Annotated in this window: 12 protein-coding genes; 8 read left to right on the top strand and 4 right to left on the bottom strand. The window is 37.7% G+C overall.

The window, feature by feature from the left end:
• Positions 1-21 precede the first annotated feature (21 nt).
• Positions 22-1,215: an aspartate aminotransferase family protein gene (locus DUT69_RS06730; protein WP_113652318.1), complete on the top strand. Its 1,194-nt coding sequence runs from the start codon at positions 22-24 to the stop codon at positions 1,213-1,215.
• A gap of 10 nt (positions 1,216-1,225) precedes the next feature.
• Positions 1,226-1,507, top strand: a complete 282-nt coding sequence (locus tag DUT69_RS06725) for a GNAT family N-acetyltransferase (protein WP_113652317.1) — start codon at positions 1,226-1,228, stop codon at positions 1,505-1,507.
• Here DUT69_RS06725 and DUT69_RS06720 read toward each other — a convergent pair.
• The gene (locus DUT69_RS06720; RefSeq protein ID WP_113652316.1) at positions 1,504-2,424 is read right to left on the bottom strand and encodes a DUF58 domain-containing protein; all 921 of its coding nucleotides are present in this window, start codon (positions 2,422-2,424) and stop codon (positions 1,504-1,506) included. The genes DUT69_RS06725 and DUT69_RS06720 overlap by 4 nt on opposite strands.
• A 49-nt stretch (positions 2,425-2,473) precedes the next feature.
• Here DUT69_RS06720 and DUT69_RS06715 point away from each other — a divergent pair, with 49 nt between their 5' ends.
• Both DUT69_RS06715 and DUT69_RS06710 read left to right on the top strand, forming a co-directional pair.
• The gene (locus tag DUT69_RS06715) at positions 2,474-3,409 is read left to right on the top strand and encodes a DUF3078 domain-containing protein (RefSeq protein WP_113652315.1); all 936 of its coding nucleotides are present in this window, start codon (positions 2,474-2,476) and stop codon (positions 3,407-3,409) included.
• A gap of 230 nt (positions 3,410-3,639) precedes the next feature.
• Entirely contained in the window at positions 3,640-4,434 is a 795-nt protein-coding gene (locus DUT69_RS06710; protein WP_113652314.1) for a DUF3667 domain-containing protein, read from the top strand.
• Between the two features lie 906 nt (positions 4,435-5,340).
• On the opposite strand, the gene DUT69_RS06705 is transcribed toward DUT69_RS06710, so the two are convergent.
• The 3 genes from DUT69_RS06705 to dnaE form a co-directional block, all read right to left on the bottom strand.
• On the bottom strand, positions 5,341-6,543 hold the full coding sequence (locus tag DUT69_RS06705; protein ID WP_113652313.1) for a PQQ-dependent sugar dehydrogenase: 1,203 nt from the start codon (positions 6,541-6,543) through the stop codon (positions 5,341-5,343).
• A gap of 155 nt (positions 6,544-6,698) precedes the next feature.
• Entirely contained in the window at positions 6,699-7,016 is a 318-nt protein-coding gene (gene trxA, locus DUT69_RS06700; protein WP_113652312.1) for a thioredoxin, read from the bottom strand.
• Positions 7,017-7,156: 140 nt separating this feature from the next.
• The gene (gene dnaE / locus DUT69_RS06695; RefSeq protein ID WP_113652311.1) at positions 7,157-11,590 is read right to left on the bottom strand and encodes a DNA polymerase III subunit alpha; all 4,434 of its coding nucleotides are present in this window, start codon (positions 11,588-11,590) and stop codon (positions 7,157-7,159) included.
• A gap of 294 nt (positions 11,591-11,884) precedes the next feature.
• Between dnaE and DUT69_RS06690 the strand changes: the two genes are divergently transcribed.
• From DUT69_RS06690 to DUT69_RS06675, 4 genes are all read left to right on the top strand, one after another.
• On the top strand, positions 11,885-12,352 hold the full coding sequence (locus DUT69_RS06690; RefSeq protein WP_113652310.1) for a GyrI-like domain-containing protein: 468 nt from the start codon (positions 11,885-11,887) through the stop codon (positions 12,350-12,352).
• 147 nt (positions 12,353-12,499) lie between these two features.
• Positions 12,500-13,438, top strand: a complete 939-nt coding sequence (mdh, locus tag DUT69_RS06685) for a malate dehydrogenase (protein ID WP_113652309.1) — start codon at positions 12,500-12,502, stop codon at positions 13,436-13,438.
• Positions 13,439-13,512: 74 nt separating this feature from the next.
• Complete coding sequence (locus DUT69_RS06680) at positions 13,513-13,935, top strand: aspartyl protease family protein (protein WP_113652308.1); 423 nt, start codon at positions 13,513-13,515, stop codon at positions 13,933-13,935.
• 5 nt (positions 13,936-13,940) lie between these two features.
• Positions 13,941-14,603: a peptidoglycan recognition protein family protein gene (locus tag DUT69_RS06675; RefSeq protein ID WP_113652307.1), complete on the top strand. Its 663-nt coding sequence runs from the start codon at positions 13,941-13,943 to the stop codon at positions 14,601-14,603.
• Positions 14,604-14,681 lie beyond the last annotated feature (78 nt).

Here is a 14,681-nt window from a genome sequence, read left to right as displayed (position 1 = left end):
GAAAACCCGTATTTTTGTACCATGCTAACACAACGTCAACTATTTTTAAAACATAATGCCCAAACCTCTCCCACACCACTTTTATTAGAATTTGTAAAAGCTCAAGGCATTTACATGTACAACACCGAGGGTAAAAAGTACATCGATTTAATTGCAGGTATTGGCGTCAGTAATATTGGGCATTGTCATCCTACAGTTGTAGAAGCGGTAAAAAAACAGGCCGAAACTTATATGCACCTAATGGTTTACGGCGAGTTTGTACAAACTCCACAGGTAAATTTTGCCGAAGCGCTAGCATCGGTTTTACCAGAAAGTTTAAACTGTACTTATTTTGTAAATTCTGGTACAGAAGCGGTAGAAGGCGCTATGAAATTAGCAAAGCGATATACTGGCAGAAAAGGCTTTATCGCCTGCAAGAATGCTTATCACGGCAGTACACAAGGTGCAGAGAGTTTAATGGAAAGCGATTTTTATTCGGCTGGTTATGGTCCATTTTTACCAAACGTATCTTTCATCAACCATAACAGCATAGCTGAGTTAAGCAAAATAACGTTAGATACCGCGGCAGTTTTTATAGAACCTATACAAGGCGAAGCAGGAATAAGAGTAGCCGATCAAAATTATATGGTAGCTTTAAGAGCTAGATGTAAAAAGACAGGAACTTTACTCATATTCGATGAAATCCAATCTGGCTTTGGCAGAAGCGGAAAAATGTTTGCTTTTGAGCATTACAACATCATACCAGATGTTTTGTTACTGGCCAAGGGCATTGGAGGTGGCATGCCAATTGGCGCATTCATCAGCTCTGCAGAAATCATGTCGGTATTATCACACAGCCCTATTTTGGGTCACATGACTACTTTTGGCGGTCACCCGGTTTGCTGTGCTGCAGGTTTAGCAACTTTAAATACATTATTAAACGAAAACATAGTTGATGATGTTGAAGCCAAAGGCGATTTATTTAGATCGTTGTTAATTCATCCGGCAATTAAAGAAATTAGAGGCAAAGGCTTAATGCTTGCAATAGAATTTGAAGATTTTGAAACCAACAAAGCAATAATAGACGCTTGTATTGAAGATGGTTTAATTAGCGATTGGTTTTTGCATTGCAGCAATTCTATGCGTATTGCACCGCCATTAATTATTACTAAAGATGAAATTAAAACTTCTTGCGAAATCATTCTAAAAAACATCAGCCTAATAACCAATTCTTAAACCAATCATCATGGAAATCACCCAACAAAACGAAGACAAAAGAGGAACTTTCAAAGCTACAGAAAACGGAGCAGAGGCCGGACACATTACTTACACTTGGGCTGGCGCCGATAAATTTATTATCGACCATACCGACGTTGATCCCGCTTTTAAAGGAAAAAACGTGGGTAAGCAACTTGTTTTAAAAGCGGTAGAATATGCGAGAGAAAATAAACTAAAGATTATGCCGCTATGCCCGTTTGCAAAATCTGTTTTTGATAGAAATGCAGAACTGCAAGACGTGCTATTTTAAGCATTCATTTTTTGACGCTTAATTAAGTAGGCTTGTAACACTGTTTCGAAACCGGCGTTAATATCCGCATCTATCATGTCTATTTTATATTGTGCGCATTTTAATGCCAATTGCTCGCGATAAGAATTAATTTGTTGTAGATAAGCATCTTTAACACGCGAAGTGTGTGCTTTTAGCACCGCACCAGTTTCCATATCCACAAACTCATACGGCCTATTTTCGAAATTAAAGTCTACTTCTTTCTGTTTATCAGTCACATTAAAAAGTACAACTTCGTGTTTATTAAATTTAAGGTGCTGTAATGATGCAAATAAAGCCGCAATGCGATTTTCATCATGCACTGTTTGAAGCATATCACTAAACACGATAACTAAGCTACGTTTGTGTATTAACTCCGAAACCTGGTGTAAGGCGCTTGGCAAATCTGTTTGCAAATTCAGCTTAGGGCTTTTTAAAACCTGATCAAGTTGCGCAAATATAAACTTCTGATGCGTACCGGTAGATTTTGCCGAAGTATTCAAGTTCAATTTATCGGTAAATAAACTTAAGCCAAAAGCGTCTCTTTGCTTTTTTAACAAATGCACCAAACAGGCTGTACTTTGCACGGCAAACGTTAATTTATTGTAATCATCTTTCGGAAAATACATGGAAGATGAGGTATCGATCAGAAACTGGCAACGCAAGTTGGTTTCCTCTTCGTAACGTTTGCTAAACAACTTATCTGTCTTCGCAAAAAGCTTCCAATCTATATTTTTAACGCTATCACCGGTATTGTATAGGCGATGCTCAGCAAACTCTACCGAAAACCCGTGAAACGGACTTTTGTGCAAACCGGTAATAAAACCCTCAACTACCTGCTTGGCCAGCAACTCTAAATTGCCAAAACTGCCTTGATGCTGATAGTTGATTTCTTGCATACGTAAAGCTAATAAAGTTTCATTAAATTTGCCGAAATTTCAAAAAATCATGAAAAAACACTATTTATTAGCTATATCATCCCTGATAAGTTTTTACAGTGTTGCACAAACAGTTAAAGGCGGCAAAGTTGATACCGAAAGCAATAAAATGCTGAGCAAGTTAGACACCGCCAAAAAACAAGAAGGCTGGACCGTGCGAGGAACAAATTCAGTTCTACTTAATCAAGCTGCGTTTTCTAATTGGGTTGCCGGTGGCATTAACTCAGTTGCATTAACTGCCAGAACAGATTACGAGTTTAACCTTAAAAGAGGCAAAAACCTTTGGGAGAACAGAGTTTTAATGGGTTACGGTTTAAGGTCAGAACAAAATAGCCAAACCACCAAAGTAGAAGATTTAATAGATTTAACCTCAAAGTATGGCTACCAAATTAATAGTAGCAATTGGTTTGCAGCTGCTGCTTTAAATCTAAAAACGCAGTTTGCCAAAGGCTACAATTACAGCAAACCAGACCAGGGTTATTTGTCTAATTTCTTTGCTCCGGGTTATGTTACGGCTGGTTTGGGAGTAGATTATATTCCTAACGACAATTTCCAGCTGAGTATTCATCCGCTAACATCACGCTTTACTTTTGTAGCTGACCAAGCGGTTTTTGATCCAGACAACGATGGCATTTTGACTGACGCTTTTGGGGTAAAACCAGGCGAGAGTTTTGTTTATCAACTTGGTGCTTATGTAGGCGGACGCTACAAAACAAAGTTGATGGAAAATATAATGCTGGATAATCGTTTTGGCGTTTTCAGCAATTATTTAAAAGATCCTCAAAACTTGGTACTTGCTTACGCTGCAATATTAGACATGAAAGTGAACAAGTTTATCACCACCCAAATAACGGCAGATTTATTTTATGACGATAACCAAATCGGAAAACTGCAGTTAAAAGAAACTTTGGGCGTTGGTTTAACCTACAAGTTTGGCAAGTATTAATTTTATTTGAAAAGGTAAAGCTGTACTCTTCGGCAATTTCAGCCCCGCTATCCGTCTTATCCCGATTCGATAAATATCGAATCGGGATGCTCACTCCTATCGGGTTTAAAATTTAAAGGCTTGTGCGTTTAGCAAAATGCACAAGCCTTTCTTTTGCAAAAAAATTGTTTTCCTACCAATGATAATTCTAATTTAGTGCACAAATATTTTAAAAACATCTTTCATTAAAAATGGATAATATCTGCTCTAACTGCTCCAATCCAATTACGGCTAATTTCTGCAGTAACTGCGGACAAAAAAAATATAAAAGGATAGACAGAAAATATGTGCTTGATGAAGTGCAATACACATTGCTACATACTAACAAAGGTTTTCTATATTCGGTTAAAAACCTCATTAAAAACCCTGGAAAAACTGCCAAAGATTATATTGATGGAAATCGCGTTAACCATTACAAACCACTATTATTGGTTTTTGTGCTTTCGAGTATCTCTACATTTTTAGCATACAAGGGCCTGAAAATGGAACGTATTATGATAGAATCGATGGCACAACAGCCGAATAGCTTACCATTAATGAATAATATTATGCCATTCGTATCAAGCTATACAACGTTTTTATATTTGTTAATGCTCCCAATAATTGCGCTGAGCAGTAAAATAGCTTTTTCTAACTGGGGGCAAAATTACTATGAACACATTGTAATAAATTCTTACATACTTTCACTTTACAATATTTTCTGTATAGTTTTACTTTATCCGATTCTATACTTGTTTAAAAATGACACATCAACTTTTATTCTTATAAGTGGTTTATCCATATTAATAATACCGGTTGTTTCAGTATGGTTTTTCAGAGAATTTTATAAACAGCAAGATTTTACAAGTGTTTTAGGCAGGGCTGTATTAACGTTAATGTTAAATTGTGTGATTTTTATAGGTTTCATAATAATGCTCACCTTTTTCTATTTTGCCTATTTAATGATCTTCAATCCGGGAATTTTAGATCAACTAAAAACAAAATAGTTTTAAGGCCAGCAATAACTACACAGATTGCTTAATTTAATTAGCAATAACGAGATGTTAAAACAAAAAAGGTTCGCAAAATGCGAACCTTTTTTGTTATGAATACTGATTTTAACAATAAGCTTTGACACAATCCTAGCAAACTGCATAGAATTTTGTCAAAGCTTAAGTAAGGTTTTGCTCATTACACTAGCTCTTGTTCTTTAAACCTGATATTCGCAAGCACGCAATACCATTAAGTTAAACGTTGGCGGGGACGCCAACGTAGGAGTGTTCATATGTTGGCGTCCCCGCCAACATCATAAATAAAAAAAAGTTCGCAAAATGCGAACCTTTTTTTTTTATGAATACTGATTTTAACAATAAACTTTGACACAATCCTAGCAAACTGTATAGCTTTTTGTCAAAGCTTAAGCAAGAATTTGCTCATTACACTATCTCTTGTTCTTTAAATCTGATATTAGCGAGCACGCAATACCATTAAGTTAAACCTTGGCGGGGACGCCAACGTAGGAGTGTTCATATGTTGGCGTCCCGCCAACATCATAAATAAAAAAAAAGGTTCGCAAAATGCGAACCTTTTTTTTTATGAATACTGATTTTAACAATAAGCTTTGACACAGTCCTAGCAAACTGCATAGAATTTTGTCAGAGCTTAAGTAAGGTTTTGCTCATCGCACTATCTCTTGTTCTTTAAACCTGATATTAGCGAGCACGGAATGAAATGGAGTAAAGCGGTTAGCAGGGCTTTCGAAACCGACGAGCACTACAATTGCTTTTCAAATAAAAAAATCCATTGATAAGTTACCAACCGATATTGAAATAAATGTTGGTCAGTCTAAGCTTGTCGAAGACTCTAATAATCCTTCGACAGGCTCAGGATGACATCTTTTTTAGCATACAGAATTACTTCTTAGCGATTTTGTACAAATTGCCTCCGTCGGTAACCGCGTAAAGTGCACCGTCTTTTCCCTGCGCTAAATCTCTAAAACGCTCGTTTTTATCGGCCAACAATCTTTCTTCGCCAGTAATTTTATTATTGCTAATAGTTAAACGGCTAATATGCGAACCGCCTAGTGCGCCAATAAATAAATTGCCTTTCCACTCTGCAATAACACTACTGTTGTAAAATGCCATTGTACCCGGAGAGATGCTAGGATTCCAATAATAAATTGGCTGTGTCATTCCGTCTTTTTGCGTTATGCCATCGCCTACTTTTTTACCACTATACTCTACACCATAGGTGATAATTGGCCAACCATAATTTTTACCTGGTTTAATGATGTTAATTTCATCGCCACCCTTCGGACCAAATTCTGCCTCCCATAATTCTCCCGTGGTTGGATTAATTGCCAATCCGTCTGGATTACGCAAACCGTAGGCATAAACTTCTGGTCGTGCATTAGCAGTTTTAGCAAAGGGACCGTTTGCAACCGGTTTACCAGCAGGAGTTAAATGTAAAATTTTACCCAAAGCCGAGTTTAACTGTTGCGCTTGCATTCTAATCTCTTTGTCAGAACGTTCTCCAGTGCTTACAAATAGATTTCCGCTTTTATCAAAAATGATTCGAGAACCGTACTGCAATTTACCCGTGTGTGCTGGCGTTGCTCTATAAATAATAGTTTGGTTTTCTATAGCTGTTTTATTTGCCGACAACTTTCCTTTGGCTATGGCCAAAACAGAGCCATTATTTGTTGGCTCAGAATACGCCCAATAGATTAAATTGCTTTTAGCAAAATCTGGCGATAGTGTTACATCTAACAAACCGCCCTGGCCTGCAGGATCTACTTTTGGCAAACCTTTAATGGTAGTTTCTAATGTGCCTTTGGCCGAAAGCGTTACCATAGTGCCGTATTTTTGTGTAATTAAAAATCCGCCGTTAGGCAAAACAGATATTGCCCAAGGGTTTTCTAACTTGCTATTAATAACCGTAACATTCAACGGTGTTTTCGTTTTAATCGCCTTAATTCTGGTTTGGCCAGCAAAAGCCGGACTAAAATCTGCGCTTGGCTGGCGAGTTTCTACTGATTGCGCTAAAACGCTAGCAATGCTTAGCGAGCTTATGCAAAAACCAGCAACTAACGTTTTTAAATTTTTATGATTTGACATTTTTTGAGGAATAATTTTCTTCCTTAAAAAAACGAAAAATTGTTGGCTAAAAAAAATCCGAACTCAAATGAGTTCGGATTTAAATATATTAGTGATGAAAAGTTATTAGACTTGAGTTTAACTAAACCTTCTGCCTTAAAACCCTCAACCTTATTTTACAATTGTGCATCTAATTTACCAGCTAAGATAGACTTTGGTACTGCACCAACTTGTTTATCTACAACCTCGCCATTTTTGAAGTACAATAAAGCAGGAATGTTACGGATACCAAACTGCGTAGAAATCTGCGGGTTGTTATCAACATTTACTTTACCAACTAATGCTTTTCCTTCGTATTCTTTAGATATTTCGTCTACTACTGGACCAACCATACGGCATGGACCACACCATTCTGCCCAAAAATCTACCAATACCGGTTTATCTGATTTTAACACAAGCTCCTCGAAGTTTGCGTCTGTTATTTCTAAAGCCATAATTTTATTTTTTAATTTTATTTACAAATATATAATCAATAGTAATGCCACCAAACAAGCGCTGTCAATTTGACAATTTAATGCTAAAAGACTAGTGCCGAAAGCGCAAAGTTTGAAGCATTATCCGTTTAGTTCTGAGCTTAGTTAAGCTTATAATTTACAACATTCAACTTTGTTAATTGTTCTAGAAATTGATTGTTAGGATTAATGCGAAGTGATTTTGAAGGCATCTCTAACATAATATTCTGAGCCTTATCGTAAACTGCAAAGTTAAGTTTACAATTATGGCGTTCGCTATTCTCTTTATTCTCTTGCAGAATCATATCTATTTTTTGCATAAACTCTGTGTTTACCTCTTCAATAGGAACTTGTATGGTAATACATTTCGTCAGCTTATCACGCAATTCTGACAGCAAATCTATAGATGTAACCTTAAACTCCCAATCGCCTTCTTTTCTAAAACGCTCGCCTACCCTACCTCTAATTTGCAGAAAATAGCCTTCGGTTAAAAACTGTTTAAACTTTAAGAAGTCGTCACCAAATAAAGCTATCTCACAACTGTCGTCGTAATCTTCAAAAACAAACGTACCAAAAGGCTTACCTGTTTTTGTGATGCGTTGCGATGCCAAGACTACTAAGCCCCCAACTACCAGATCTCTATTTTTAAGGGATTCGAAATCGGCCAATACCTCTTCATTAGTATCGCCACTGCGAATTTTATTTACAATAGAAAGGTGTTTAACAGAATGCTGGCAGAAGTTGGTTAACTCAAACCTGTAATCATCTAAAGGGTGACCCGACAAGAAAATACCAATGGCATCTTTTTCGTATTTTAAACGGTCAATCAATCCCCATTCTGGAGATACTGGAAAGCTTGGTTCTAAAATTAAATCGGCCTTGGAACCGCCAAATAGCGACTCTTGTGCAGAATTCTGGTTATTCTGAAAATCGTTGGCATATTTAATTAGCTTTTCTATACCGTTCATTTTATCATTAGGGCCAATATAAAAATATTGCGCTCTGTGAAAGCCATAAGCATCAAAAGCACCGCTATAAACAAAACTTTCGTAAGCTTTTTTGTTTACAATCCTGGTATTAGACCGCTTAGCAAACTCGAAAACAGAAGGATATGGGCCATTTAATTTTCGCTCTTCTATAATACTTTCTACTGCTTTTTCTCCCACACCCTTAACCGCCGACATACCGAAACGAACTTCGCCTTTGGCATTTACAGAGAACTTTAAATCAGATTCGTTTACGTCTGGGCCAAGTACGGTAACGCCCATTTGTCGGCATTCTTCCATAAAGAAAGCCACCTGTTTAATATCACTCATGTTATTGGAAAGCACGGCAGCCATATATTCTGCCGGATAGTTTGCCTTTAAATAAGCAGTTTGATAGGCAATCCATGCATAACAGGTAGAGTGAGACTTGTTAAATGCGTATTCCGCAAAAGCTTCCCAATCCTTCCAAATTTTCTCTAAAACTTTCTCATCATGACCTTTTTCTGCAGCCTGTTTTATAAACTTTGGCTTCATTTTGTCTAGTACATCACGCTGTTTTTTACCCATTGCCTTACGCAAAACATCGGCCTCACCTTTGGTAAAATCTGCCAGTTTCTGCGACAAAAGCATTACCTGTTCTTGGTAAACGGTAATTCCGTACGTTTCTTTCAGTAAATCTTCGCAAGCCTCCAAATCGTAAGTAATCTCCTCTTCGCCATTTTTCCTTTTTACGAAACTCGGAATATAAGCGATTGGACCTGGGCGATAAAGTGCATTCATGGCAATTAAATCTCCAAAAACCGTAGGTTTAAGCTCCTTCATGTACTTTTGCATACCCGGACTCTCGTATTGGAAAATACCCACTGTTTCGCCACGTTGAAAAAGCTCGTAGGTTTTTAAATCATCAATCGGGAAGCTGTCTGGATCTAAATCTATACCGTGTCTTTTCTTAACCAGTTTAACGGTATCCTTAATTAAGGTTAAGGTTTTCAAACCTAAAAAGTCCATCTTCAACAAACCTGCACTTTCAACTACCGAGTTATCAAACTGGGTAACGTAAAGGTCTGAATCTTTAGCAACCGATACCGGAACGAAATTGGTTATATCATCTGGCGTTATAATTACACCACAAGCATGAATACCGGTATTACGTAATGAGCCTTCTAAAATGATAGCCTGCTCAATGGTTTCAGCGCTCAGGTTTTTTGCGGTTGATAGATTCTTCAATTCTACCACACGCTCATACTCATCTGGACGCATGCCAGCTTTTAAAGCCTTTTCATCCAGGTTGAATATTTTCGCCAACTTCATGTTTGGAATCAGCTTAGCAATTTTATCAGCTTCAAAAAGCGGCAAATCTAAAACTCTGGCCGTATCTCTAATTGAAGATTTAGCTGCCATGGTACCATAGGTGATAATTTGCGCCACCTGACTGGAACCGTATTTATCAATTACATATTCCATTACACGGCCACGGCCCTCGTCATCAAAATCGATATCGATATCGGGCATTGAAACACGGTCTGGATTAAGGAAACGCTCAAATAGCAAATCGTACTTCATTGGATCGATGTTCGTAATCCACAAGCAGTACGCCACTACAGAACCCGCAGCAGAACCACGACCCGGACCCACAGAAACATCTCTTCTTCTGGCTTCGGCAATAAAATCCTGCACAATCAAAAAATAACCGGGATAACCTGTTTTCTCTATGGTAGCCAACTCAAAATCCAAACGCTCAATTACGTCTTCGGTTAATTCTCCGTATCGCTTTTTAGCGCCTTCGTAAGTTAAATGACGTAAAAACTTATTCTCTCCGCGTTTACCCCCGTCGGCGTTATCTTCTTCTACTAAAAATTCATCCGGAATACCAAATTTAGGTAGCAAAACTTCGCGAGCAAGCTCGTAAGCCTCTATTTTATCGGCAATTTCCTCTGTATTTAAAATCGCTTCTGGCAAATCGGCAAAAAGGCTTTTCATTTCCTCTGCCGACTTAAAATAATACTCTTGGTTTGGCAAACCATAACGGTAACCACGACCACGACCTATAGGCGTCGCCTGCTTTTCAGCATCCTTAACGCAAAGCAAGATATCGTGCGCATTAGCATCCTTTTTGTTAATATAATAGGTGTTATTGCTGGCTACTAACTTAACCTCGTGCTTGTTAGCTAATGCAATTAAGTCTTTATTTACGCGGTCTTCGTTTTCCTGCCCGTGGCGCATTACTTCAATATAAAAGTCTTCGCCAAACTGCTCTTTCCAATATAGCAAAGCCTCTTCAGCTTGCTTCTCGCCCAAGTTTAAGAGCTTACTCGGTATCTCGCCATAAAGGTTCCCAGATAAAACTATAATATCGCTTTTGTATTGCTCAATTACATTTTTATCTATACGTGGCACGTAATAAAAACCTTTTGTATAAGCGATAGATGACATTTTAGCCAAATTATGATAGCCTCTTTTGTTTTTGGCCAATAATACAACCTGGTATCCGTCGTCTTTTCTGGTTTTATCTAAATGGTTCTCACATACAAAAAACTCTACACCAACTATAGGCTTTACAATTTGAGCTTTCGGCTCCTCACCCGCAGCAATAGAAGCTTCGTTTTTAGCTTTAGCATCTTTGTTATGCTTTATTGCATTGCTCACAAAGTGAAAAGCACCCATCATATTTGCATGATCTGTCATTGCAACTGCCGGCATTTTTTGTGCAGCGGCTGCTTTAACCAAATCGGGTACACTAATGGTGCTTTGTAAAACAGAAAACTGTGTATGGTTATGCAAATGAATAAAATTCGCATTAGCCAACTCGGCTTTATTGCCAGCAAGCGTTTGTTTAGAAATACCACTTCCGCTCGTACTGGCATCGCGTTTTCTAATCTCGTCAGATGCCGACTTTAAATTAACGTGTTCTATACCAAATGGGCCGAAACCACTGGTATTAAATTCTTTAAAGCGAAGGAAATAATCGGTATCAACTAAAAGTTCTTCTTTTTTAAAAACTTCTCGTTTAATCAATTCTAAAAAACATTTAGTAGTGGCCTCCACATCGGCTGTTGCATTGTGCGCTTCGGCAAATGGAACACCAAAAAGGTATTGATGCAATTCGGTAAGATTCGGCAATTTGAAACGTCCACCTCTACCACCCGGAATCTTTACCAAATCGGCAGTTACTTCGGTACAAGTATCTAAAATTGGCATGCTTGCCATCGGACTTTCAACACCTAATCTATGAAATTCGCATCCCATAATGTTAAGGTCGAAACCAATATTTTGCCCAACTACAAACTTGGCTTTGCTTAAAGCATTATTAAATTTCTCAACTACATTAGCCAAAGCCTCCCCTTTTTCCATGGCCAACTCTGTAGATATTCCGTGAATTCGCTCTGCATCATAAGGAATATTAAATCCCTCTGGCTTAACCAGATAATCCTGATGTTCAATCAAGTTACCCATCTCGTCATGCAGTTGCCAAGCAATTTGTATACAACGCGGCCAGTTATCGGTATCGGTAATCGGCGCATTAAAATTACGTGGTAAACCAGTGGTCTCGGTATCAAAAATTAAATACATAGTTGGGGAAATGTTGGAAATCAAAAATAAAGAAATTTTGATGTGGATTTGTCTGTGAATTATCAACATCTGCCCTATCGCATCATTGCGAGCTAGGCGAAGCAATTTCCTACGAAATCTCTTGCCTAAAATATTCAGCAAGGCAAATACAAAAGCTTTTCGGTTTATTATGTCCTGCTTTTCGGTGCAAGTCCCGATGAAAAATCGGGAGCTTTTCCCTGCAATCAGGCTTATTTTACTTAAACCTTTGCAACAATTTTAGCTTGCAGTTTATATCTTCGAAAAAAATTAAAAATGTTCCTTCGTATACAAAATATTTCTTCTAAAAAATTAATTGGTCTGCGTTTAGAAATGTCTCTAGCAGAAGATAGAACCATGGAATTGTGGCGTAGTTTTATGCCTAGAAGAAAGGAAATTAATGCGTTAAATACTATGTTATTTTCCCTGCAGGTTTATCTGCAAAATCATGATCATAGCAATTTAAGTTCGCATTTTACAAAATGGGCTTTAGCAGAAGTGGAAGATTTTGATAATATCCCGAAAGAAATGCAAACTTTTTTATTACCAGAGGGTAAGTACGCAGTATTTCTACACAAAGGTTCGCCCAGCGAAGGCTATAAAACTTTTCAATTCATTTTCGGTTCGTGGCTACCAAATTCAGGTTATGAAATAGACAACCGCCCACATTTTGAAATTTTAGGAGAAAAATACAAGAACAATTCTCCTGATTCGGAAGAAGAAATATGGGTGCCGATAAAGTGAGGTTCAATATGGTGGGCACCGTTCAATGCTTTGTAAATAAATTATCATAAGCCCTAATTAATTTGCGCATCATTTGGGTAAACTAATGCAATTCTATATCTTGGGCATGAAAACAATTTCTTGAACCAAATTTAAATTGTCTATAATATGAAAATAACTGTAGTAGGTGCTGGCGCTGTTGGCGCAACTTGTGCCGATAACATTGCTAGAAAAGAATTAGCCGAAGAATTAGTGTTGCTAGATATTAAGGAAGGTTTTGCCGAAGGTAAAGCCATAGATATGATGCAAACTGCTACCTTGTTAGGTTTCGATACAAAAATTAAAGGCGTAACAAACGATTATAGTCAAACCGCTGGTTCTGCAGTTGCTGTAATTACTTCTGGTTTGCCACGTAAACCGGGGATGACTCGTGAAGAGTTAATTGGAATTAATGCAGGAATTGTAAAAGGTGTAGCAGAAAATATTCTTAAGTATTCTCCAGATGCAATTATTATTGTAATTAGCAATCCTATGGATACCATGACCTATTTGGCATTGAAATCTTTAGGCTTACCAAAAAATAGAATTATTGGAATGGGCGGCACCTTAGACAGTGCTCGTTTTAAATATTATTTGAGTGTTGCTTTAGGTTGCAACTCAAACGATTTGCAAGGTTTTGTAATTGGCGGTCATGGTGATACTACCATGATTCCGTTGACGCGTTATGCTACTTACCAAAGTTTGCCGGTTAGCGAACTTTTGGATGAAGCTACTTTAGCAAAAGTTGCAGCCGACACCATGGTTGGCGGCGCCACTTTAACCGGATTATTAGGCACATCTGCCTGGTATGCTCCAGGTGCTGCAGGTGCAGCATTGGTAGAATCTATTGTTCGTGATGAGAAAAAACTCTTTACTTGCTGTGTAGCCTTAGATGGCGAATACGGCCAGAATGATATTTGTTTGGGCGTTCCGGTAATTGTTGGAAAAGATGGTTGGGAAAAAATTATCGACTATAAACTAAACGAGGAAGAACAAGCTGCGTTTAACAAAAGTGCCGATGCTGTACGCAACATGAATAGTGTATTGGCCGAAATGAAATTGGTATAAACATAATTTGTCATCAAAAAAACGAGGAATCTACTTTTAGATTTTTTACTTTGCTCTGGTGGCCAGAATACTATATGCGAACAATAACAGTTCCTTTGGAACTTATTAATTTACAAGATGACGGTTTCCACCTTTTGGTGGAAATTGTTGTTTTTGGCGAAACCCATTTTGCGGTTTTAGACACTGGCGCTTCTCGTTCTGTATTTGACAAAGGACTTATGGAAAAGCACATTAGCGACATAACCGTTAGCGAAGAAGCGCAAGCTGCCACCATTTTTAGTACTTCTACAACTTTACAAGGTGTAATACCAAAGCTAAATGTAGGCAAATTAAAACTAAAGGATTATCCGGCAGTTGCACTTGATTTGCAAAGTGTAACCGATACGTATTTAATGCTTGGTCATCCGCCTATTGCAGCTATTATTGGTGGCGATATTTTAATGAAGTACAAAGCAAAAATTGATTACGAGAAGAGGATATTACGTTTATACAAATAAGTATTATGAAAGCTTTTTTTAATATTACAGTTTTAGTTTTGCTCACTTCTATTTCTTTTGCGCAAGAATTAAAAATTGTGCAGAAACCTATTTTGTTTGATGATACCAGAAAAAAACTTTCTTTAGAATACTTAAAAAACAGACACGGACTTATACAAAAAGAAGCCACCATTAAACCTCAAATGGTTGTACTGCATTGGACAGCCTCAAAGAGTTTTATGAGCACATTTCATACATTTAACAAATCTACGTTAGATGGGCGACAAAACCTCGCAAACGCTAGTAACCTAAACGTATCGGCACATTACCTAATTGATAGAGATGGAACAGTTTACCAATTATTGCCCGATACCGTTTTTGCCCGCCACGTTATTGGCTTAAACTATTGTGCAATTGGTGTAGAGAATGTAGGTAGTGCAGATTATCCCTTAACTAAAGCACAGCTGAAAGCAAACGAATTACTTGTTAGACATTTGGCTAAGAAATTTCCAATCACCCATTTAATTGGCCATTACGAGCACAACCTTTTCAAAAAAGATCTGCTTTGGAAGGAAACAAATCCAAACTACAAGACACAAAAAACAGATCCTGGTGTTGGTTTTATGCGTGATGTTAGAATTGCGTTGAAAGACCTAAACCTTAAAGGCGCACCTGCTAAACCAAATTAGCAACAGCAGACAAAACATAGTTGCACCGGTATTTGTAAGCTAAACCCGATTGCATGAAAGCCACATTTTTCTTGTGGC

Source organism: Pedobacter namyangjuensis, from assembly GCF_003313325.1.
Lineage (GTDB): Bacteria > Bacteroidota > Bacteroidia > Sphingobacteriales > Sphingobacteriaceae > Pedobacter > Pedobacter namyangjuensis.
Note: the sequence above shows the minus strand (reverse complement) of the source record. Positions and strands in the feature narration are given on the sequence as shown.